At 63.1% G+C, this 22,106-nt stretch carries 18 protein-coding genes; 8 read left to right on the forward strand and 10 right to left on the reverse strand.

Annotated elements, in window-relative coordinates:
• Nucleotides 1-102 precede the first annotated feature (102 nt).
• From ACTJKL_RS01385 to ACTJKL_RS01395, 3 genes are all read left to right on the forward strand, one after another.
• Nucleotides 103-888, forward strand: coding sequence for a glycoside hydrolase family 25 protein (locus ACTJKL_RS01385; protein WP_100671713.1), 786 nt, complete (start codon nt 103-105; stop codon nt 886-888).
• Nucleotides 889-1,025: 137 nt separating this feature from the next.
• Complete coding sequence (locus ACTJKL_RS01390) at nt 1,026-2,243, forward strand: lytic murein transglycosylase (RefSeq protein ID WP_440851984.1); 1,218 nt, start codon at nt 1,026-1,028, stop codon at nt 2,241-2,243.
• A gap of 211 nt (nt 2,244-2,454) precedes the next feature.
• The gene (locus ACTJKL_RS01395; protein WP_440851985.1) at nt 2,455-3,399 is read left to right on the forward strand and encodes a DMT family transporter; all 945 of its coding nucleotides are present in this window, start codon (nt 2,455-2,457) and stop codon (nt 3,397-3,399) included.
• 532 nt (nt 3,400-3,931) lie between these two features.
• On the opposite strand, the gene metF is transcribed toward ACTJKL_RS01395, so the two are convergent.
• From metF to ACTJKL_RS01415, 4 genes are all read right to left on the reverse strand, one after another.
• Nucleotides 3,932-4,873: a methylenetetrahydrofolate reductase [NAD(P)H] gene (metF, locus tag ACTJKL_RS01400; protein WP_440851986.1), complete on the reverse strand. Its 942-nt coding sequence runs from the start codon at nt 4,871-4,873 to the stop codon at nt 3,932-3,934.
• A 2-nt stretch (nt 4,874-4,875) separates the two neighbouring features.
• Nucleotides 4,876-5,898, reverse strand: a complete 1,023-nt coding sequence (locus tag ACTJKL_RS01405; protein ID WP_018095479.1) for an ArsR/SmtB family transcription factor — start codon at nt 5,896-5,898, stop codon at nt 4,876-4,878.
• Between the two features lie 435 nt (nt 5,899-6,333).
• Nucleotides 6,334-7,983: an energy-dependent translational throttle protein EttA gene (ettA, locus tag ACTJKL_RS01410; protein WP_440851987.1), complete on the reverse strand. Its 1,650-nt coding sequence runs from the start codon at nt 7,981-7,983 to the stop codon at nt 6,334-6,336.
• Nucleotides 7,984-8,111: 128 nt separating this feature from the next.
• Nucleotides 8,112-8,879, reverse strand: coding sequence for a ribonuclease T2 (locus ACTJKL_RS01415; RefSeq protein WP_018095481.1), 768 nt, complete (start codon nt 8,877-8,879; stop codon nt 8,112-8,114).
• A 188-nt stretch (nt 8,880-9,067) separates the two neighbouring features.
• On the opposite strand from ACTJKL_RS01415, the gene ACTJKL_RS01420 reads away from it, so the two are divergent.
• From ACTJKL_RS01420 to ACTJKL_RS01430, 3 genes are read left to right on the forward strand one after another with little or no spacing between them, the layout of a single operon-like run.
• On the forward strand, nt 9,068-10,012 hold the full coding sequence (locus ACTJKL_RS01420) for an alpha/beta fold hydrolase (protein ID WP_440851988.1): 945 nt from the start codon (nt 9,068-9,070) through the stop codon (nt 10,010-10,012).
• Nucleotides 10,009-10,962 (forward strand): DMT family transporter, encoded by a 954-nt coding sequence (locus ACTJKL_RS01425; protein WP_018095483.1) that lies wholly within the window; start codon nt 10,009-10,011, stop codon nt 10,960-10,962. Before ACTJKL_RS01420 ends, ACTJKL_RS01425 begins: the two co-directional genes overlap by 4 nt.
• A 35-nt stretch (nt 10,963-10,997) precedes the next feature.
• On the forward strand, nt 10,998-12,644 hold the full coding sequence (locus ACTJKL_RS01430; protein WP_440851989.1) for a thiamine pyrophosphate-binding protein: 1,647 nt from the start codon (nt 10,998-11,000) through the stop codon (nt 12,642-12,644).
• A gap of 35 nt (nt 12,645-12,679) precedes the next feature.
• Here ACTJKL_RS01430 and ACTJKL_RS01435 read toward each other — a convergent pair whose 3' ends face one another.
• Both ACTJKL_RS01435 and ACTJKL_RS01440 read right to left on the reverse strand, forming a co-directional pair.
• Complete coding sequence (locus ACTJKL_RS01435; RefSeq protein ID WP_440851990.1) at nt 12,680-13,018, reverse strand: protein tyrosine phosphatase family protein; 339 nt, start codon at nt 13,016-13,018, stop codon at nt 12,680-12,682.
• Nucleotides 13,019-13,087: 69 nt separating this feature from the next.
• Nucleotides 13,088-13,927 carry a DUF4432 family protein gene (locus ACTJKL_RS01440; protein ID WP_440851991.1) on the reverse strand — a complete coding sequence of 280 codons (840 nt, stop codon included), beginning with the start codon at nt 13,925-13,927 and terminating at the stop codon, nt 13,088-13,090.
• Between the two features lie 167 nt (nt 13,928-14,094).
• Here ACTJKL_RS01440 and ACTJKL_RS01445 point away from each other — a divergent pair, with 167 nt between their 5' ends.
• Complete coding sequence (locus tag ACTJKL_RS01445) at nt 14,095-15,504, forward strand: L,D-transpeptidase family protein (protein ID WP_440851992.1); 1,410 nt, start codon at nt 14,095-14,097, stop codon at nt 15,502-15,504.
• A gap of 187 nt (nt 15,505-15,691) precedes the next feature.
• Nucleotides 15,692-16,981, forward strand: a complete 1,290-nt coding sequence (locus ACTJKL_RS01450) for an NAD(P)/FAD-dependent oxidoreductase (protein ID WP_440851993.1) — start codon at nt 15,692-15,694, stop codon at nt 16,979-16,981.
• Between the two features lie 26 nt (nt 16,982-17,007).
• On the opposite strand, the gene ACTJKL_RS01455 is transcribed toward ACTJKL_RS01450, so the two are convergent.
• From ACTJKL_RS01455 to ACTJKL_RS01470, 4 genes are all read right to left on the reverse strand, one after another.
• Nucleotides 17,008-17,724, reverse strand: coding sequence for an AAA family ATPase (locus tag ACTJKL_RS01455; protein WP_003529183.1), 717 nt, complete (start codon nt 17,722-17,724; stop codon nt 17,008-17,010).
• Nucleotides 17,725-17,933: 209 nt separating this feature from the next.
• On the reverse strand, nt 17,934-19,079 hold the full coding sequence (locus ACTJKL_RS01460; RefSeq protein WP_440851994.1) for an iron-containing alcohol dehydrogenase: 1,146 nt from the start codon (nt 19,077-19,079) through the stop codon (nt 17,934-17,936).
• Nucleotides 19,076-20,461 (reverse strand): aldehyde dehydrogenase family protein, encoded by a 1,386-nt coding sequence (locus ACTJKL_RS01465; protein ID WP_127711242.1) that lies wholly within the window; start codon nt 20,459-20,461, stop codon nt 19,076-19,078. The genes ACTJKL_RS01460 and ACTJKL_RS01465 overlap by 4 nt, the downstream gene beginning before the upstream one ends.
• Nucleotides 20,462-20,651: 190 nt before the next feature.
• Nucleotides 20,652-22,016, reverse strand: a complete 1,365-nt coding sequence (locus ACTJKL_RS01470; protein WP_440851995.1) for a glutamine synthetase family protein — start codon at nt 22,014-22,016, stop codon at nt 20,652-20,654.
• Nucleotides 22,017-22,106: the final 90 nt, after the last annotated feature.

Here is a 22,106-nt window from a genome sequence, read left to right on the forward strand (position 1 = left end):
ATGATATGGTGAAAAGGAGGTCACGCCTCCCTGGGGGACATCACCAATCATGGAAACCATCGCGTGAGGCAGGATCGTCGTTCGTCTCGAAACGGAACCCCCATGCGCCGGCTTCTCCTGGCATTGCTGCCCATCGCCTCCATTCTCTCTTCCTGTACCTCCACCGATTACGACCTCGTCAAGACGGCCTCCATTCAGCCGCGCTTCCACGATACGGATCCGCAGGATTTCGGCGGCCGCACGCCGCACCATCACAGCGTTCACGGAATCGACGTCTCCAAGTGGAACGGCGACATCGATTGGCGAAAGGTCAAGAATTCCGGCGTGTCCTTCGCGTTCATCAAGGCAACCGAAGGCAAGGACCGGGTGGACTCGCGCTTCCACGAATATTGGCAGCAGGCGCGCGCCGTCGGCCTCGCCTACGCGCCCTATCATTTCTATTATTTCTGCTCCACCGCCGACGCCCAGGCCGACTGGTTCATTGCCAACGTGCCGAAGAGCGCAGTCCACCTGCCACCCGTCCTGGATGTCGAATGGAACGGCGAATCGAAGACCTGCCGCTACCGGCCGGCGCCGGACACCGTACGGTCCGAAATGAAGCGGTTCATGGACCGGCTCGAGGCCCATTACGGCAAACGCCCGATCATCTACACGTCCGTCGACTTTCACCGCGACAATCTGGTCGGCGCCTTCAACGACTATCATTTCTGGGTGCGCTCGGTAGCCAAGCACCCAAAGGACATCTACGTCGAACGCCGCTGGGCCTTTTGGCAATATACCAGCACCGGCGTGATCCCCGGCATTCAGGGCAGCACGGACATCAACGCCTTCGCCGGTTCCGCCAGGAACTGGCAGAAGTGGGTCGCGACCGTCTCGCAGGCAAGATAGACCGGAGGACGGGGCGGCATGGTCCGCATTTTTCTTCATTCGGTCATAATGCTCTGAGAGAGCATCGATAGATTTCATTCTCGACAGACTTCGGGCCCGGCGGCATTCCGTGCGGCCGGCCACGGAAAGGAATTGTAATGACAGGCACAGCGCGCAAAGCCCTTCTCTCCCTCGGATTCCTTGCCATCGCCGGCACGCCGGCCCTGGCGCAAGCTCCGGCTCAGTCGGGAAACCCAGCCGCCGCGTGCGGCGGCGACCTCGGCTCCTTTCTGGAGGGCGTCAAGGCAGAAGCGGTCGCCAAGGGCATTCCCGCAGACGTCGCCGATCGGGCCCTCGCAGGCGCCGCGATCGACCAGAAGGTGCTCAGCCGCGACCGCACCCAGGGCGTGTTCAAGCAGACCTTCACCGAATTTTCGAAGCGAACCGTCAGCAAGTCGCGCCTCGACATCGGTGCGCAGAAGATGCGGGAATATGCCGACGTCTTTGACCGGGCCGAGCAGGAATTCGGCATACCGGCGCCCGTGATCACCGCATTCTGGGCGATGGAAACCGACTTCGGCGCCGTGCAGGGCGATTTCAATACGCGCAACGCGCTGGTGACGCTGGCGCATGACTGCCGCCGCCCGGAAATGTTCCGGCCGCAGCTTCTCGCTGCAATCGAGATGGTGCAGCACGGCGATCTCGATCCCGCGACGACCACGGGCGCATGGGCGGGCGAGATCGGCCAGGTACAGATGCTGCCTGAGGACATCATCGCCTATGGCGTCGACGGCGACGGCGACGGCCATGTCAATCTCAAGAAGAGTTCTTCGGATGCCATTCTGACGGCGGCGAAATTCATCCAGAGCCTGGGCTTCAAGCGCGGCGAGCCGTGGATTCAGGAGGTCCGCGTCCCGGAGCGACTGCCTTGGGAGAAGACGGGCCTGCAGTCCGGCATGACCGCCGGCGACTGGTTCGCACTCGGTGTCACGCCGCGTGACGGCAACACCTCCAACAGTGGGCTCGAAGCCTCGCTGGTTCTCCCTCAGGGCCGCAAAGGCGCCGCTTTCCTGACCTACCCGAACTTCAAGATCTATCTCGAGTGGAATCAGTCCTTCATCTACACGACCTCCGCCGCCTATTTCGCGACCCGGCTTGCCGGTGCGCCTCCCTATCAGCAGGGCAATCCGGAACCGGGGCTCGGCGACGCCGAGATGAAAGCCCTGCAGACCAGATTGCAGGCGCTTGGTCATGACGTCGGCAAGATCGACGGCATTCTCGGCTCGGGCACGCGGGCCGCACTGCAGAAGGAGCAGTTGAAGCTCGGCCTTCCCGCCGACGGCTGGGCAACACCGGGCCTGCTGGAGGCGCTTTAACCTTTGGCAGGACGCAAGAAGCGGGTGGCGACACCCGCTTCGCCGCAATACTGCTTGCGCAATTCTGAATTGTCGGGCTCCTATTCCGGCTTAGAGCGCGGTCGTTCCGGATGGGCGCACGAAGTGCGCTCCAACTTATTCGGTCGACGCATCGTGCTTTCCGAAATCGTCCGATTTCGGGCCGATGCGGCAGCTGCTGCGCAGGCAAGATATGGCTTCACCCGCAAATTCCATCAACACCCACATGACCATGCGCCTCTGGGCACTGCTCGGGCTGCTCGGTCTCATCTGGGGCGGTTCCTTCTTCTTCGCCCGGGTGGCCGTTGCCCATGTGCCGCCTTTCACGCTCGTGCTTTTGCGTCTCGGCCTCGCTGCCCTCGCCCTGCATCTCTATCTTCGCGGGCGACACGGCATATATCCGGCGCTCGCCGAGCGCTGGCGCGAGTTCCTGCTCATGGGGCTCATCAACAACGCCATTCCGCATGCGTTCATCTTTCTCGGCCAGACGCATATCGGCGCCGGTCTCGCTGCAATCCTCAACGCCACGACGCCGGTCTGGACGGTGCTCATCGCGAATGTCGCGACCGAGGATGAAAAGCTGAGCACCGCGAAGTTCAGCGGTTGCCTGCTTGGGCTTGCCGGTACCGTCGTGCTCATAGGGCCGAGTGCGCTTGCCGGCCTCTTCGGCGCTGCCGGCGACGTGCCGCTCTGGGCGCTGGTCCTGCCGGTCCTGGCGGCAGTCAGCTACGGCTTTTCCGCTTCTTACGGCAAACGCTTCCGCAATCTGGCCGCGCCGGTGACGGCCGCCGGGCAATTGACGGCATCGACACTCATCATGCTGCCGGTCGCGGTCCTCGTCGACATGCCATGGACCCTGCCCATGCCGCCGCTCACGACCGTGCTCGCGATCCTCGGACTGGCGCTCGTCTCGACCGCCTATGCCTATATCCTGTTCTTCCGCATCATGGCCGAAGCGGGCGCCACCAACACCTCGCTGGTAACGCTGCTCGTCCCGCCAAGCGCCATCCTGCTTGGCTATCTCTTCCTGGGAGAAATACTGCAGGCGACGGATATCGGGGGCATGCTGCTCATCGCCGTCGGCCTGGCGATCCTGGATGGGCGCGTCCTGAAGCTCGGATATTCCGCCGGACGGTGACCGTTCCGCGCGCCACGATCCGCCCGGCGGGCGCCGGTAGACTGATTCACCGTCTTTTTCACACACTCACGCAGCGTTACAGATGTTTACATTAACCTCCTGGCAGGAATTGTGAATAAAATGTGGCATTCAGAATAGTTGATTATTTTCAACATATTACATGTATTCATGAAAAAATCGGAGATAGGGAATTTCGCAGTGCAGCACAAGTTTCGCTTTCACATGCCGTTTTTTCGCCCTATGTTTTACCCGTCAACGCAGGGAGGATCAGCTTATGGGACTTACACACTCGTTGAACGTCCTTATGATCAGTGCAGCGTTCGCATTCGTGGCCGTAATGCTTTTCGTGTGATTCAGGGCCACTGACAGTCCAGCCGAAACGGGGACTTTAATTTCCGGAAAATCCATTTTGCAGCAAGGTCTCACCGCCGCTCAGGCGCAATAGTTCGACAGGCTGCAACAATCAGAAAGCCCATGAATGCTGCGGCATTCATGGGCTTTCGCTATGGTGCTGTTTATCCGAGGTCGGCCGTCATGCCCTCGCGACGGCCCGGACCGGGCGTTCCGTGTCTGCCGGCTGAGCCGGCGCGAGTTCCAGATCATAGCCCATCAGTTCGCAAACGGCAGTGATGAGCTGCGGGCGGTTCATCGTGTAGAGGTGGAAATCGCTGACGCCGCGCCGGACGAGATCGGTGATCTGTTCGGCCGCGATATGGGCCGCCTCCCGGAAACGCCCTTCCGGCTGATCGTCAAGAGGACCCAGCCGCGAAACGATCGACTCCGGAACTTTGGCGCCGCAAAGACCGGCAAATTTCTGCACCTGGGTGAGATTATTGATCGGCAGTATCCCGGGTACGATCGGGATCGCGATGCCCGCGCGCCTTACGCGTTCCAGATAGCGCTCGAAGTCGTCATTGTCGAAGAAGAACTGCGTAAGCGCGCGCGTTGCGCCATTGTCGACCTTGCGCTTCAGCATGTCTATGTCGGCAGCGACGTCGGGGCTCTCCGGATGCTTTTCCGGATAGGCGGAGACGGAGATCTCGAAATCGCCGCGCGCCCGCAGGGCCTCGACGAGGGCGGCGCCATTTTCGTAGCCGCCCGGAAAAGGCTCGTAGACGCTGCCGATACCGCCTTGCGGATCACCCCTCAACGCCACGAAATGGCGCACGCCGCAGGCGACGAACTCGTCGATGACCGCATCCACCTCCGCCTTCGGCGCGCCGACGCAAGTGAGATGCGCGGCCGTATTCCCGATCTCCATCTCCCCGATCATCCGCTTGACCGTCGTCAGGGAGCGCGCCTTGGTCGACCCGCCGGCACCGTAGGTCACGGTGACGAAGGCGGGCGCGAAGACGGAGAGAGCCGTGACGGTCTGAAAGAGTTGCGCCTCCATCTCGTCGTTCTTCGGGGGGAAGTACTCGAAGGAAAATCTAAGACCGTCGCAGTCCACGGGATAAGGCGTCCGTCCGTTCATTCTCAAACTCCCCCTGCATGAAGACGCTGGCGCGGCAAGTCGGCAACGGTTTCGACCGCGCGCTGATCGCGCGCCAGCCAGATGGTGACAGTCAGCTTCCCCTCCTGCCCGCCTTCCGGCGCAAGATCGGTCGTCTTCTCGAGCGAAAGATCCGCCTTCTGCAGCCATTCGCTCATTGTCTGGTGCGAAAAGCCCAGGCGCGCATGGGCATGGTCGTCACGCAAATGTTCAAGCCCATGCGGCGCGAAATCGATGATCACGAGCCGGCCGCCCGGGACGAGCATGCGCGCGGCCTCGGCAATCGCCGCCTCGGGCTCCTCGAGATAATGCAGCACCTGATGGATCGTGACGAGATCGAAGGATTGACCATCAAGCGGCAGGTTGAAGATGTCGCCGTGGCGGATCGACGCCTTGGTGATGCCGGCCCTGTCCAGGTTGGACCGCGCGACCGCCAGCATGTCGCGGCTGGCGTCGACGCCGATGCCGCGACGGTAAATGCCCTCGAAGAGCTGCAGGATACGTCCGGTTCCTGTGCCGAGGTCGAGCAGGCTGTCGACCGGCTCGTCGCCGACCATCGCCTTGAGCGCCGCCTCGACGTCGCCTTCGGCGATGTGCAGACGTCTGAGCTTGTCCCATTCGGCGGCGTTGCGGCTGAAATAGGCCTGCGCCTTCTCCGCGCGGGTTCTCTTCAACGTGGCAAGGCGGATTGCATCCCTGGCCAGAATTGCATCGTCGGCTGCAGCCGATGCGAGAAGCTCGCGGATCAGCGCGACGCGACGGCCCTCCTGCCGCAGGCGGAAATAGGCCCAGGCGCCTTCCTGATAGCGATCGATGAGCGCGACCTCGGCCAGCAATTTCAGATGACGGGAAATGCGCGGCTGCGACTGCCCGAGAATTTCGGTAAGATCGGTGACCGTCAGGTCGCCGGCCGAGAGAAGGGCCAGCAGGCGCAGGCGCGTCGGCTCGCCCGCCGCCTTCAGCACGTCGACCAGCGCATCCAAACCAAGCGTTTCCCGATCAGCCATAGCCTTCCCCATCAACACATAAAGATATGTTTATGTGATTTGTGGCGGCCGCGCAAGAGATTTGCGCATAGAGGCAATGGAATGGCGCCTGGAGGATAGAACGGCCGGACCTTGCGGTCGCCCGGCCGACAAATGGCGCGCTACGATCTGTGGAGATTTCAGAACGCTTCGGGAGCAGGCTCTGCCCGTCGACCTCTGGACCGGAGGATCCACACGCCGGGCATAGCAGCCGAACTCCGTGGATGACGCGGTGCATGCAACGGACTGCGCGTAACGCCGCCTGTTTGAGTATCGGTCGCTTGTGAACGGATCCTCGGGTCAAGCCCCGAGGATGCGCGGCGAAGCCCGGCGATGGCGACCCGGAGAAGCCGCCTTCGCTGGATGTGCAGGCTCAAAGAACGCGGTCAGCGATGCGCCGCCGCAAACCTATGACGGTCAACGCGTCAGGCGCTTGTAGGTTACGCGCTTCGGATTGACCGAGTCCGGGCCGAGGCGGCGGATCTTGTCCTTTTCATAATCCTCGAAATTGCCTTCGAACCATTCGACGTGGCTGTCGCCCTCGAAGGCGAGGATATGGGTGGCAAGGCGGTCGAGGAACATGCGGTCGTGGCTGATGATAACAGCGCAACCCGCGAAGTTTTCGAGCGCATCTTCCAGTGCGGCCAGGGTCTCGGTGTCGAGGTCGTTGGTCGGTTCGTCGAGCAGGACGACGTTGCCGCCGGACTTCAGCATCTTGGCAAGGTGAACGCGGTTGCGCTGGCCGCCCGAAAGCGTGCCGACCTTCTGTTGCTGATCGCCGCCCTTGAAGTTGAAGGTCGAGCAATAGGCCCGCGAATTGACCTCGTGCTTGCCGAGCTTGATGATGTCGTTGCCGCCCGAGATTTCTTCCCAGACCGTCTTGTTGGCGTCGAGCGCATCGCGGCTCTGGTCGACATAGGCGAGTTGCACGCTGTCCCCGATCCGGATGGAACCGTCGTCGGGCTGCTCCTGGCCGGTGATCATGCGGAAGAGCGTCGTCTTGCCGGCGCCGTTCGGGCCGATGACGCCGACGATACCGCCCGGCGGCAGCTTGAAGCTCAGGCCTTCGATCAGCAGCTGGTCGCCATAACCCTTGGAAATATTCTCCGCCTCGATGACCACCTGTCCCAGTCGTTCGCCAACGGGAATGACGATCTGCGCATCGCCGGGACGCCGGTCCGCAGCCGCCTCGACCAGTTCGTCATAGGCGCGAATACGAGCCTTGGACTTCGCCTGGCGGGCCTTGGGGCTCGAAGAGATCCACTCCTGCTCGCGGCTGATGGCCTTCTGGCGGGCAGCCTCCTCGCGTCCTTCCTGCGCCATGCGCTTGGCCTTCGCCTGCAGATAGGCGGAGTAGTTGCCCTCATAGGGAATGCCCCGTCCGCGGTCGAGTTCGAGAATCCAGCCTGTGACGTTGTCGAGGAAGTAGCGATCGTGCGTGACCATCAGCACGGCGCCCGGATATTCGCGCAGGTGTTTTTCGAGCCAGGCGATCGTTTCCGCGTCGAGGTGGTTGGTCGGTTCGTCGAGCAGAAGCAGTTCGGGCTGCGACAGCAGAAGCTTGCAAAGCGCCACGCGGCGCTTCTCGCCGCCGGAGAGATTGGTGACCTCCGCATCGCCCGGAGGGCAACGCAACGCTTCCATCGCCATTTCCACCTGACTGTCGAGGTCCCAGAGGTTCTGGCTGTCGATGACGTCCTGGAGCTTGGCGCCCTCTTCCGCGGTTTCGTCGGAATAGTTCATCATCAGCTCGTTGTAGCGGTCGAGGATCGCCTTCTTGGCAGCCACCCCTTCCATCACGTTCTCGAGCACGTTCTTCTGAGGATCGAGTTGCGGCTCCTGTGCGAGATAGCCGACCCTCGCACCTTCGGCGACCCAGGCCTCACCGGTATATTCGGTATCAAGGCCGGCCATGATCCGGAGCACGGTCGACTTACCGGCCCCGTTCGGGCCGAGAATGCCGATCTTCGCCTCCGGATAGAAGGAGAGATGGATGTTCTCGAGGACCTTCTTGTTACCGTAGGCCTTGTTCAGCCCGGCCATGTGATAGATGAATTGACGTGCCATAAAGGAAATGCTCCGCATCGGAAGGGAATTTTGCCCGCTATGTAGGCGAATTATGGTGGCGGGGCAACGCCAAAGGCCCTTGCCCCCACGCTCCCCCGCCGCCTCCTCAATGCGAATTGCGGTCCGGATCAGCCCCGCCCGGCAGCGTCTGCGACCCCCTTCGCGCATTTGAATTCCGTCGGCCCCGCCGCCTGGATCAAATCCGCCAGCTCGGCTTTGCCCGAGAGGTCGCCCGAGAGCCCGATCGTCAGCCCGGTAATCACGTCGCGGCCGTTCACCGACTGGCAACGCATGCGCACCCGGTCTCCGGCCCCCGCCCCGAAAGCCTGGTCGAAGGCCTGCTTGATCTGTTTTTCGTCGAGTTCCCTGCCGATCCCGCCGGCGAAGAGCGCACGCACTGCCGACCGGTTGAGCTCGTCCAGAAGCCGAAGCTGCAGCGCGAAGTAGTCCTCGGCGTTTGCCGTCTGGCAGGTACCGTTGCGCAGCCATTGGTGCCGGTCCAGACCGGACTTGACGCCTGGCATGGCGACGAGCAGGCGCTTGGCCGTCTCATCCCCCATGGCGACTTCCGGCAGTTCCAGCCAATCGCCCTTGCGGTCGCGCGCTTTCAGATCCGCCTCCACGCCGCAATAGCTCTTCTTGAGCGGCCATAGTCCATGAAGCGAGAAATTCGTGGCGTCGAAGCGCTCCGCGGTCTGATCGACGCATTCCTTGCGATCGGGCCGGGTCTCGCAGAATCCCGGCTGCCAACTCACGGCGAGGACATATTCCGTCCTTCCCGCGCCGGTTTCGCCCTCGCTCGCCTCACTCTCCTGAGCCGCAGCGAGGGGCGCATTCGCCAAACCCAGCGCCAGCGCCGCCAACCTGATCAGATGCATCATCGCCCTTGTCTTCATTGCCCCAAACCCTCTAAAGGAAACAAAACAGGAACAAATAACGCCATATACGGGAAAATTGCAACCCTGAATCGCATCTGCGGATTCGTTGTGATCTCATGCGCAACGAGCAACAAGCTGCGGTTGCCTTTCCCACCCAAATCGATTTGATATCCGCACGGCATCCGCAAGTGGGGAGAGCGCATGGCATGTTCGGGCAGGTGAGGACACATCGAAGCCCGACCGGCGCGACGCTCGGCTGGCGCCATCTCGGCGCCGCGGGCGAACCGCAAGGCATTCTCGTCATCAGCCACGGCCTTGCCGAGCATTCCGGCCGTTATGCCCGCTTTGCCGAAGCCATGGCCGGCCAAGGTTTCCACGTCTACGCCCATGACCACCGCGGCCACGGCACGAGCTGTGCCCCCGATGCATCTCCCGCCATGTTCGCGCAGCGGGACGGCGCGGCCAAGGTCGTCGCGGATCTCCGCGCGCTCCGCGATATGGCGGCGGCCAGCCATCCCGGCCTGCCGGTCGTGCTGTTCGGCCATTCGATGGGCGGCCTGATCGCGCTTAACGCCGCCGAAACCGATCCGGAACTCTACGACGCGCTTGCTGTGTGGAACTCCAATTTCCGGCCCGGCCTTGCCGGGCGCGGCGGCCAGTTGCTGCTGGCGATCGAGAAGATGCTGAAGGGTTCGGACGTGCCAAGTCCGCTCGTGACGAAACTCACCTTCGGTGCCTGGAGCACCAGCATCGCCGACCGGCAGACCGATTGCGATTGGCTCTCGCGCGATAAGAGCGAGGTTGCCAAATATCTCGAAGATCCGCTCTGTGGTTTCGACCCGACCGTATCGCTGTGGCTCGACGTATTCGCCTTCGCCTTTGCCGGCGCCCGCTCCGACCGGCTGTCGCGGCTGCCCTCCAGCCTGCCGGTTCACCTCGCCGGCGGCAGCGCCGATCCTTCCACCCTCAACGGAGAGGCCGTTCGCTGGCTGGGCAACCGCATGAAAGCGCGGGGCATGACGGATGTCACGATCGTAATTCACGAGGGCATGCGCCACGAAACGCTGAACGAGATTGGACGGGAAAAAGCGATGACGGAGTTCGCCGCCTGGTGCCTGAAGGCAGTCGGGGGAAAGCGGCACCGTCCATGAGCGAGCTCTCCCTTTCCAAGGCGGCAATCGACCACAACCGGATCTCCTACGGCCTGACGCTGATGGTCCTTTCGGTGTTGCTGTCTCCGCTGATCGACATCTTCTCGAAGCTCGCCATAGCGACGGTCCCCTCGGCCGAGATCACGGCGGCCCGCTTCCTGCTGCAGATCGTCTTCATCCTGCCGATCGTCCTTCTGCGCGGCACGCTGTTTGATCTCACCTGGCGCAAGAGTGCGCTGCATGCGCTGCGCGGCGGCCTTTTGGTGGTGACCATGCTTTCCTTCATCACCACGCTGAAGGTCATGGAGGTGGCCGATGCCATCGCCATCTTCTTCGTGGAACCGATCATCCTCACCATTCTCGGCAGCATTTTCCTCAAGGAGACGATCGGCTGGCGCCGTTACACCGCCTGCGCTGTCGGCTTCCTCGGTTCGCTGCTCGTCATCCAGCCGAGCATGCAGGAAGTTGGTTGGGTCGCGCTTCTGCCGATCGTCGCCGCCTTCGGTCTCGCCGTTTTCCTGCTCGTGACGCGCATGGTCGCGCAGAACGAGGATCCCTGGTCGATGCAGTTCCATGCCGGCATCTGGGGAGGCCTCTTCTGTCTCGCGCTGCTCTGGTTCGGCGAGGGCAGCGGATCGAGCGTCTTCGATCCGGTCTGGCCGGACGGGCGCGCCTGGTACTTTCTGTTGGGAGTCGGCGTCACCGCGACGATCTCCGGCGTGCTCGGCGTCTATGCCTATCGGGCGGCGCCGGCCTCGGTGCTCGCGCCGCTGCAATATCTCGAGATCGTCTCGGCGACGATTTTCGGCTGGCTCGTCTTCGGCGATCTGCCGGACGCGCTGAAATGGCTGGGTATCGCGATCATCATCGGCTCAGGACTTTATATCATCTGGCGCGAGCGACAGGTGCAGAAGACGGCGGGTATCGCGCCGGTGTCGCCGGCGATCTGACAGCGGCGAAACAGGACAGTATTTGGGAGGTGCACATGAAAACGGGCGGACAACTGGTGGTGGAGGCGCTTGCCGCAAACGGGGTGAAGCGCATCTCTTGCGTACCGGGAGAAAGCTATCTGGCGGTGCTCGATGCGCTTTACGACGCCGACATCGAGGTCGTGGTCTGCCGGCAGGAGGGCGGGGCCGCAATGATGGCGGACGCCTGGGGCCGGCTGACGGGCGAGCCCGGCATCTGCATGGTCACCCGCGGCCCCGGCGCGACCAATGCCTCCGCCGGCCTCCACGTGGCCCGGCAGGATTCGGTTCCGATGATCGTCTTCATCGGCCAGGTGCAGCGCGACGCCCGCGAGCGGGAGGCTTTTCAGGAAATCGAGTATCGCCGGGCCTTTACCGAAGTCGCAAAATGGGTCGGCGAAATCGACGATCCGGCGCGCATCCCGGAATTCGTGACGCGCGCCTTCGCCGTCGCGACGTCCGGCCGTCCCGGCCCCGTGGTCCTGACCTTGCCGGAAGACATGCTGACACTGAGCGCCGAAGCACCGGCCGCACGCGCTTACCGGCCGGTGGAAAGCCACCCCGGCCCAGGCCAGATCTCCCAGCTTGCAGAGCTTCTCTCCACCGCGAAAAGGCCGATCGCCATTCTCGGCGGTACCCGCTGGTCCGCCGAGTCCGTAGCCGGATTCCAGAGCTTCGCCGAGCGTTGGCAGCTGCCTGTCGGCTGCTCCTTCCGCCGCCAGATGCTTTTCGACCACCTGCATCCGAACTATGCGGGCGATGTCGGCATCGGCATCAATCCGTCGCTGGCAGGCGAGATCCGGGATGCCGACCTCGTCCTCCTCGTCGGCGGGCGGTTCTCGGAGATGCCTTCCTCCGGCTACACGCTGATCGACGTCCCCTACCCCAGGCAGACTCTGGTGCATGTCCATCCGGATCCGGGCGAACTCGGCCGGGTCTACCGTCCGGACCTCGCAATTGCCGCGAGCCCGCGCGACTTCGTCGCGGCGCTCTCTAGCCTGACGCCTGCGGCCGAGCCCCATTGGTCCGCCCGCACCGGGGAAATGCATGCGGCCTACCTCAAATGGTCGACGCCGCCGGAAAAGGGACCGGGCGACGTGCAGATGGGCCCGATCGTGAACTGGCTGGAGGCGAATACGGGGCCGGAGACGATCTTCACCAACGGTGCAGGCAACTACGCCACCTGGCTCCATCGCTTCCACCGTTTCCGGCGTTACGGGACGCAGGCTGCTCCCGCTTCCGGTTCGATGGGCTACGGCCTGCCGGCCGCAGTCGCGGCCAAGCATCTGCATCCCGACCGCGAGGTGGTCTGCTTTGCCGGGGACGGCTGTTTCCTCATGCACGGCCAGGAGTTCGCGACCGCCGTCCGCTACGAACTCCCCATCATCGTGCTCGTCGTCAACAACGGTATCTACGGTACGATCCGCATGCATCAGGAGCGCGATTATCCCGGCCGCGTCAGCGCGACGGATCTGACGAACCCGGATTTCGCAGCGCTCGCCCGCGCCTATGGCGGCCACGGCGAAACGGTGGCGAGGACGGAAGAATTTGCAGGCGCCTTCCTGCGGGCGCGTGAGAGCGGCAAGCCGGCTATCATCGAGATCAAGCTCGATCCGGAAGCGATCACGCCGACGCGGACGCTGAGCGAAATCCGGAACGGGTGAGTGCATTTGGTGGCCCGGCTGCAGCCGGGCCCGCCTCAGCCCCGAATGTGCAGCGTCTGCTGATAGACTGCGGTGGAGCGGGCGCCGGAGCGGCAATAGCCGAGCATCGGTCGCTGGAATTCGTCCAGTGCGTCGACCATGCTCTTGACCGCGTCCGCGGTCACGCCCATCGGGCCAACCGGGATATAAGTGATCTCCAGCCCGAGTTCCTGGGCACGTGCCGCGATGGCGTCGAAGGTCGGCTGATCGGGGGCCTCGAAATCCGGGCGATGACAGACGATGGACTTGAAGCCGAGCGCCTTGATCTCGTCTAGGTCGTCGACGGTGATCTGGCCCGAAACCGAGTACTCATCGTTGATCTGGCGAATGTCCATGTGGCGTCCCTCAAGAAAAGCGTTGCCCTGATTTAGGCCCGGCGCCGGGCGGCGTCAATCGAGAAGGCGTCATCGGGAGACAGTGAAAGCCAGGCGATATTCACGCGATTGACCGGGCTGAAGAGGACCAAGCTCCCCGTTTGCGGCAAGTTCCGGCCGCTTTGCCAGGCGATGCGAGGCCGGTTCGATGCTGACGACGTTGGCGCCGCCGCGCTGACAGCGCCACATCTGCAGGAACGGCAGCGTGTCGGTCCGGAACCGCACACGGAGTGCACGCCCGTGAAGACCCGGCATTGCGGTCAGCGCCACCTCCGACCATCCCTCACAGGCAACGGCAGGCCGGCAGAAATGCGCGCTGTCCCCCTCGCCGAAGCGCCAGGGAAGCGATCCGCCGTCGACCGACGGGCTTTCGATCCGCGTCATCTCGCCGAGCAGCCGGCCCGCGATGTTCATGTGATACATCATCATCGGCGCAAAGGCCGACGAACCGATGTTGACGACGCGGTCGGCAAGCGTCACGGCGTGCGCGGCCGCATCGACTTGCCAGAGCCGCTCTATGGCCGCTCGGCCGCCGCAGGCGAGATCGACTTCGGTCACCGCAGTACGGCGATCGCCTGCCCCGCACATCTCGGTCCGGCTGACAGGCGTTCCGGCGAGCGAACCGTGCAGGGGATAATATGCGCCGGCGCCGCCTTCCAGAGCCTCGGGATGACGAATGTGCTCGGGACCGCAGGTGAACAGGAAACCCGCAAGCGCGCGGTCGATCCGCGGATCGCCGTCCGAGGGGATCGCCGCGCCGGGCGACAGGTCGACGCCGGCGACGACGAAGGCCGCGACATCGAGTGCCGAGGACGGGTCGAACAGGAGGTGGATCGGGGCGCCATCGGCCGCGTTCAAGGTCGTCCGCATTTCACCTCCTCAGAAGGAGCCCGGAATCAGGCAGAGAATCCATGATAGTCGAAGCCTCGGAACCGGGCCATTTCGGCGAGCGTTGCAATGGGCAGGATGTTGGCCTAACTAATTTAACCGGCTGTTCATGATGAATTCACTTTTTTCACATTAACGTCCAAATCGGTATGTACCGCCGCAAAGCAACCGCCATGAAGACAGGTTCCCTAGTGACGCCCGCGACCCGCACCGGCCTTTCGCTCTTCGCAGCATTCGCCCTCATCGCCGTGGAGCTTGCGCCCGCCAACGCACAGGATGCCTATGGTGGCTATTGGGGCGGCGGCGGCGACGTGATGCTCGTCACCCCCGAAGGCGACATTCTCGACTATATCCCCGGAGAGGCCGAGGTTCACGCCATGCGCGACCGGCGCGGACGCACGGTGCTCGTGGATCCGTGGGGCAATATCGTCGCCACCGTCGTGCCGAATGACGGCTATGGTCGCGGACAGCGGCGCCGCCAATACGGGCGCGATGGCTATCCCGATCCCCGCGATCGCGGTTACGGCTATACCGAGCCCGGCGAGTTTACCGGCGCCATCCCCGAATATCGCGATATTGCGCCCGCTCCGGTCGAGCGCGAGGATCTGCCCAACAGCCTTCCCTCGCTCTCCGATCGCGAGGAGGCTGCCTACGATCCGCAATACGATGACCCGCTGGCACAGCCGATGCCGCCGGCCATGACGGTGAGGGGAAAGTCGCGCGCCGAGATCGCTGCCCTGCAGGTCTTCCTCGACCGCGAAGGCTATTCTCCCGGCGTGATCGACGGCAAGATGGGCTCGAACGTCACCAAGGCCATCGAAGCCTGGCAGCAGGCAACGGGCGAAACGCTCGATCCGAACAATACCGAAGACATTCTCGAGCGGCTGCGCTTCAACGGCGGCTTGCCGATTACGACCTACACGATCACCGCCGCGGATGCGGCCGGCCCCTTTGTCGCCTCCATCCCGGAAGATTACGCACACAAGGCGCAGCTGCCGCATCTGTCGTTCACGTCGGTGACGGAGATGCTCGGCGAAAAGTTCCACATGGACGAGGGCTATCTGCGCGAGCTCAATCCCGGTGCCGATTTTTCAATTCCCGGCACAACGATCAAGGTCGTCAATCCCGGCCCGAACAAGAAGGGCAAGGTGGCGCGCATCCTCGCGGACAAGGCCCGCAAGCAGGTGCTCGCCTACGACGAGGCGGGGAAACTGATCGCCGCCTATCCGGCCACGATCGGCTCCTCCGACACGCCGTCGCCTTCCGGGACGGTGCATGTCGAGCGTATCGCCTTCGATCCTGGTTATACCTATAACCCGAAGATCAACTTCCAGCAGGGCGCGAACGACAGGATCCTGCAATTGCAGCCGGGTCCGAACGGCCCGGTTGGCACCGTCTGGATCGCACTGTCGAAGCCGACCTACGGCATTCACGGGACACCGGAGCCGTCGAAGATCGGCAAGACCCAGAGCCATGGCTGCGTCCGCCTTACCAACTGGGATGCGACCGAACTCGGCAAGATGGTGAGCACTGGCGTCACGGTCGAATTCGTCGACTGACGCACGACAATCGGCCAAGCGTGCCGCGTGAATGCGCATGATCGCGACACGCTTGAGCTGCCTCGAATGCCATACAGCCCTGCCGGCCGCAGCAGCCTCATGACATCATGAAACATTGTCATGAAAAACTCCGCCGCATTGCCTTTATCACAGGCGAAACACCCCTGACTCTAAGGAACTGTCCGCGATGGCAACGGAGCGTGCTCTCCCCAATCTCTGGCATGCGACGGCACCGGCCGCTCCGCGCACCGCTCCGCTAGCAGGCGACCTGGCGGTCGAGGTGGCGATCGTCGGAGGTGGTTTCACTGGCCTTTCGGCCGCGCTTCATCTGGCCGAGACAGGCGTCAGGACGGCGATGATCGAATCGCGGATGATCGGCTTCGGGGGTTCGGGCCGCAATGTCGGCCTGGTCAATGCCGGCATGTGGGTGCAGCCCGACGACCTGATTGCAACGCTCGGAGCAGCCGCGGGCAATCGGCTTCTCGACGAACTCGGCGACGGCCCGTCATTCGTCTATGATCTCGTTGCGAAACATGGAATCGAATGCGAAGCTGTTCGCAACGGCACGCTGCATATGTCGGTCGGCGCGGAAGGGCTCAAGGAAATCCGGGAGCGCGAGGCGCAATGGAAAAAACGCGGTGCTCCGGTTGAGGTGCTTTCGGCAGAAAAGGCGCACGCGCTTTCAGGGGCCGAGTGCTTCACCGGCGCACTGCTCGACCGTCGCGCCGGGACGATACAGCCGCTCGCCTATGCGCGGGGATTGGCGCGCGCGGCGCTTGCCGCCGGCGCCGAAATCTTCACCGATACCCCCCTCCTTGGAGCCAGCCGCCAAGGCGATCTCTGGAAATTGAAGACCGGGCGGGGGACGGTCACGGCCCGTCACGTCATTTTAGCGACCAACGCCTATGGAGGCCTTGTCACCGATGTCCCATGGAAGGAGTATCGGCAGGAACTGACGATCCTTCCCTATTTCCAGTTCGCGACCAATCCGCTGCCCGACAACGTGGCCGAGCGCATATTGCCCGAACGGCAGGGGGCTTGGGACACCGGGCTGGTGATGACCTCCTTCCGCATGGACAAGCAGAACCGGCTGATTTTCGGATCGATCGGCAGGCTCGATGCGATCGCCGCGGGCACACACCGGGCCTTCGCCGCCCGGTCCTTGCGCAAGCTCTTCCCCTTTATCGGGGATTTCCGCTTCGAATATTGGTGGGACGGCCGCATCGGCATGACCACGAACAATCTGCCGGCCATGCATGTGCTCGCCCCGAATGTCGTATCGATCAGCGGATATAACGGCCGCGGCATAGCCCCAGGTACGGTCTTCGGCCGCGCGCTTGCCCGTCACGTCACCGGCGACACGTCCGCGATCCCGCTTGCCGAGACGCCGGTCACGCCGGATCCGTGGCGGACCCTGAAATCCGTCTTCTACCACGCCGGCGCCCAGGCCAAGCATTTCATCGATAAACGGTTCTGAACGGCAACGCCCTTCGCGATCGATCGCTACGCCGCCCGCGGCAAAGCCGAGCGCAGACGGGACATCAGGGCGCGGCGTGCGGTCACGGGGAGCAGGTTCTGCACCTCGGCGGCAAGCGCGTAGGCGTTTTCGCGCGCCTTGTCGAGATTGCTGACCCTGTTCGGGTCCATCATCTGCAGGGTGCCGCCGCACTCGAAGATTTCGCGATAGGCAACACGCTCGACGATCGGCGTGTCGAGCACCGAAACGCCGCGGGAGGCGAGCAGCGCCTTGATCGTCTGCAGCGCTCGCGTGGTCACCAGCGAATTGACGCGCGTCAACACGACCGAGTGGTTGATGCGTACCCTCGCCTTCTCTCCGATATGGCGGATAAGTTCAAGAATCTGTACGGCCCCCCGCGCATCCATGGCGCAGCCCTGAACCGGTATCAGCACGTGATCGGACAGCCCCAGCGCCAACGCGACGATCGCGTCCTTGGCTCCGGCGAGATCGATGACGATGAAATCGGCCTCACCCTTGAGTTCGCGGATATGACAGGGAAGCGAAGCCGGAGTGACGTGCGAAATCACCTCGAGATTGGCGACACGGCCGGATACTTCGGACCAGCTCGTGATCCAGCGCTGCGGATCGGCGTCCAGTACCACGACGCGGTTTCCCTGCCTCGCCAGTTCCGTCGACAGGATCAGCGCCGCGGTCGTCTTTCCCGCACCGCCCTTTGCATTGGCGAATGTGATGACCGCCATTTCTCTCACCTCGTCCTTGCTCGTTTCCGGTCCGCCGAGCGATGCCCGGCGCGCGGTTTCCTTAATAGAACCTTGCAGAACATGGTTAACGAAATGGAAACTTTTGGCCCCCAAAAGTTAACCGTGGGGCGCATTTCCCGATAACGAGCAACGAAAAAGCCCGGAAAACATGGGTTTTCCGGGCTTGAAAAAATTAACGACGGCTCCCGTCAAATGCATTCGGCGAACAGCTTTTTGGCGGCATCGAGCGTCAGTTCGACGGGATTGCCGCTGGCCGTCGGATCGACGATCGCCATCTCGGCCATCTCGTCGATACGGTCCGTGCCGACACCAAGCGCCGACAGCTTGTCGGGAACGCCGAGTTCCTCCCGGAGCTGCAGCACATAGTCATAGAAACCCTCGAAGCCGCCCGCAATGCCGAGATAGGCGGCGGCGCGACCGATCTTCTCCTCGATCGCGGAGCGGTTGAACCGCAGGACCGGGGGCATCACCACGGCGTTGGTCATGCCGTGATGGGTGTTGTATATCGCGCCGACGGGATGCGACAGCGAGTGGATCGCGCCGAGGCCCTTCTGGAATGCGACTGCCCCCATGGCCGCCGCGCTCATCATGTTGGCACGGGCTTCGAGGTCGGTGCCGTCCTTATAGGCGCGCGGCAGGTATTCCTTGACGAGCCGCATGCCCTCGAGGGCGATACCTGCCGACATCGGGTGATAGAAGGGAGACGAATAGGCTTCGAGGCAATGGGCAAAGGCGTCCATGCCCGTGCCGGCGGTGATCGCCTTGGGCATGCCGACCGTCAATTCCGGATCGCAGATCGTGACGCCAGGAAGGAACTTCGGATGGAAGATCACCTTCTTCACATGACTTGCCGAATTGGTGATGACGCTGGCGCGCCCGACTTCTGACCCGGTACCGGCGGTCGTCGGCACGGCGACGATCGGCGCGATACCTTCGACGCTCGCGCGGGTCCACCAGTCGCCGATATCCTCGAAGTCCCAGACCGGCCGCGTCTGGCCGGCCATGAATGCAACGCACTTGCCGAGGTCCAGGCCCGAGCCGCCGCCGAAGGCGACGACGCCGTCATGGCCGCCGTCACGGAACGCTTTCACGCCGGCTTCGAGGTTCCTGTCGTTGGGGTTCGGATCGACGTCCGCGAATATCGCGCGTCCGAGGCCACCCGTTTCCAGAATATCGAGCGCCTGCTGCGTGATCGCCATCGGGGCAAGTCCGCGATCCGTTATGAGCAGCGGCTTCTTGATGCCGAGCGCCTTGCAGTGGTCGGCAAGCTCCTTGATCCGGCCGGCGCCGAATTTGACGGCGGTCGGATAGCTCCAGTTGGCGGTGATGGTCATGCGGTCACTTTCTTGAGGTGATAGGATTTCGGGCGGGTGAGGTTGTGGAATCCGAGCACCGAGAGCGAGCCGCCCCGGCCGGTCTCCTTGACGCCGGTCCAGCACAGCGCCGGATCGAGATAGTCGGCGCGATTCATGAAAACCGTGCCGGTTTCGAGCTCACTGCCGATCCGGGCCGCGCGCTCCGCATCCTTCGTCCAGAGCGACGCGGTGAGACCGTACCGGCTGTCGTTCATCAATTCGATCGCCTCGGCGTCGCTCTTCACCTTCATGATGCCCACGGCCGGCCCGAAGGTTTCCTCGCGCATGAACTCCATGGAGTGATCGACGTCGACAAGGACTTGCGGCGCCAGATAGGCACCGCCATCGTCCTGCGGGAAGAGCTTCGGGTCGATCAGCGCCTTGGCACCCCTGGAGATCGCATCGGCGATCTGATTGCGCACCGTTGCCGCAAAGCGCTTGTTTGCCATCGGACCGAGCGTCGTCTCCGGATCGAGCGGATTGCCGAGCTTGTAATTGGACGCCCAGGCGACCGATTTCTCGACAAAGGCGTCATAGAGCGACTCATGCACATAGATGCGCTCGATGCCGCAGCAGCACTGGCCGGAATTGTAGGTCGCGCCGTCCATCAGCGTGTCGACGGCCGCGTCGAGGTCGGCATCCTCCATCACATAGCCAGGATCCTTGCCGCCGAGTTCGAGGCCGAGGCCGGTAAAGGTGCCGGCCGCCGCCCGCTCGATCGACCGGCCACCTTCGACCGATCCGGTGAAGTTGATGAAGTCGAAGCTCTTGGCGGCAATCAGCGCCGCCGTCGTGTCGTGATCCAGGAACAGGTTCTGGAAAACGTCCGCCGGAACGCCCGCCTCGATGAAGGCGCGCACCATGCGCTCGCCGACGAGGATCGTTTGGCTGGCGTGCTTGAGGATCACGGTATTGCCGGCCATCAGCGCCGGCGCGACCGTGTTGATCGCGGTCATATAGGGATAGTTCCACGGAGCGATGACGAAGACGACGCCATGCGGCTCGCGCGCGATGCGCCGCTCGAAGCGGTCGCTCTCCTCCACGACGAGCGGCTTCAGCGCATCGGCCGCGATCGAGGCGACGTAATTGGAGCGCTCGTTGAATCCCTTGAATTCGCCGCCATAGCGCACCGGCCGGCCCATCTGCCAGGCGAGCTCCGGCACCACCTCGTCGACCATCTCGTTGAGGCGTGCCACGCCGGCAAGCACCAGCTTCACACGTTCATCGAGCGGGCGCCTGGCCCAGGCCTTCTGCGCGAGGCGCGCATGTGCCACGGCCTGCCTCGCCATCTCCAGCGGCATTGCCGGGCGCTCGGCATAAACCTCGCCGTCGACCGGCGAAACACATCGGATCATCGTCATGATCGTCTTCCTGTTCTCATTTCACAATGAACTCCCCTCCCAACCCTTCCCACGCGAGGGCGGGGCTTGACCTGCGGCACCGCTCCGCACGGTAATTTGGCCATGCTCCTTGTGGAGGCATCGGCTTTCGATCGGAGGGTGCCGCAACGTAGCCCATCCCCCTCGTGGGGAGGGATTGTGGAGGGGCGTTTTACGCCCTTTCGAACCCGCGCGCGACCTCCCAGTCGGTCACCCGCCGGTCATATTCCTGCTGCTCCCATTCTGCGGCGTGCACATAATGATCGACAACCTCTTCGCCGAAGGCGGCACGCAGCATCTTCGAACCGGAAAGCGCCTCGCTCGCCTCTCTCAGCGTATGCGGGATCTCGCGCACCTCCTTGCCCTGGTAGGCGTCGCCCACGAAGGGTGCCTCCAGTTCCATCTTGTTCTCGATGCCGGAAATGCCGGCCGCGATCAGGGCGGCAAAGGCAAGGTATGGATTGAGATCGGAGCCGCCGACGCGGCATTCGATGCGGATCGCTTTGCTGCCCTCACCGCAGAGGCGATAGCCGGCGGTGCGGTTGTCCTTGCTCCAGATCGCCTTGGTCGGAGCGAAGGTACCGGCCATGAAGCGCTTGTAGGAGTTGATATAGGGCGCCAGGAAATAGGTGACCTCGCTCGCATGGGCGAGCTGACCGGCCACATAGTGGCGCATGAGCTCAGACATGCCATACTGCCCGTTCTTGTCGAAGAACAGCGGCGTTTCTCCGTCCTTGCTCCAGAGCGACTGGTGAATGTGCGACGAGGAGCCGGCGGCCGAGTAGTTCCACTTGGCAAGGAAGGTGATCGCCTTGCCGCGCTGCCAGGCGATTTCCTTGCAGCCGTTCTTGATGATCGCATGCCGGTCGGCCATCGTCACGGCGTCCGCGTAACGGACGTTGATCTCCTCCTGGCCGGCGGACGCCTCGCCCTTGGAGTTCTCGACCGGGATCCCGGCACCCTGAAGACCGTTGCGGATCGCCCGCATCACATCCTCTTCCTTGGTCGTCTGGAAGATGTGGTAATCCTCGTTGTAGCCGCTGGCGAGCTGCAGGTCGCGATATCCCGAGAGCCTCGCATCGTCATAGGACTGATCGAAGAGGAAGAATTCGAGTTCGCTCGCCATATAGGCCTTGAAGCCCAAGGCTTCGAGGCGCGCCACCTGCTTCTTCAAAATGGTGCGCGGCGAGTGCGGCACTTCCGCATGCGTGTCATGGTCCAGCATGTCGCAGAGAACCAGCGCGGTGCCTTCGAGCCACGGAATGCGCCGGAGGGTCGAGAGGTCCGGCTTCATCGTGTAATCGCCGTATCCTTTCTCCCAGCTCGTCGCCTTGTAGCCGGGAACGGTCTCCATCTCCATATCTGTGGCAAGCAGGTAGTTGCAGCTATGCGTCTCCTTCCATGCGCTTTCCACGAAATATTCCGCATGAAACCGCTTGCCCATCAGGCGGCCCTGCATGTCCACCTGGCAGGCGAGCACCGTGTCGATGCGGCCGGCGGCAACATCCTCTTTCAGTTCCTCGAACGAATAGCTCATGAAAGTGTCATCCCATGTTCGGCGCGGCCGTTCCCTTGAACCGCGAAACGAAGCGGGGATCGCGGTCGCGACCCCCACTCTCTTGATGTT

Origin of the sequence: Sinorhizobium sp. 22678, from assembly GCF_052044265.1 — a bacterium.
GTDB classification, from domain to species: Bacteria; Pseudomonadota; Alphaproteobacteria; order Rhizobiales; family Rhizobiaceae; genus Sinorhizobium; species Sinorhizobium meliloti_A.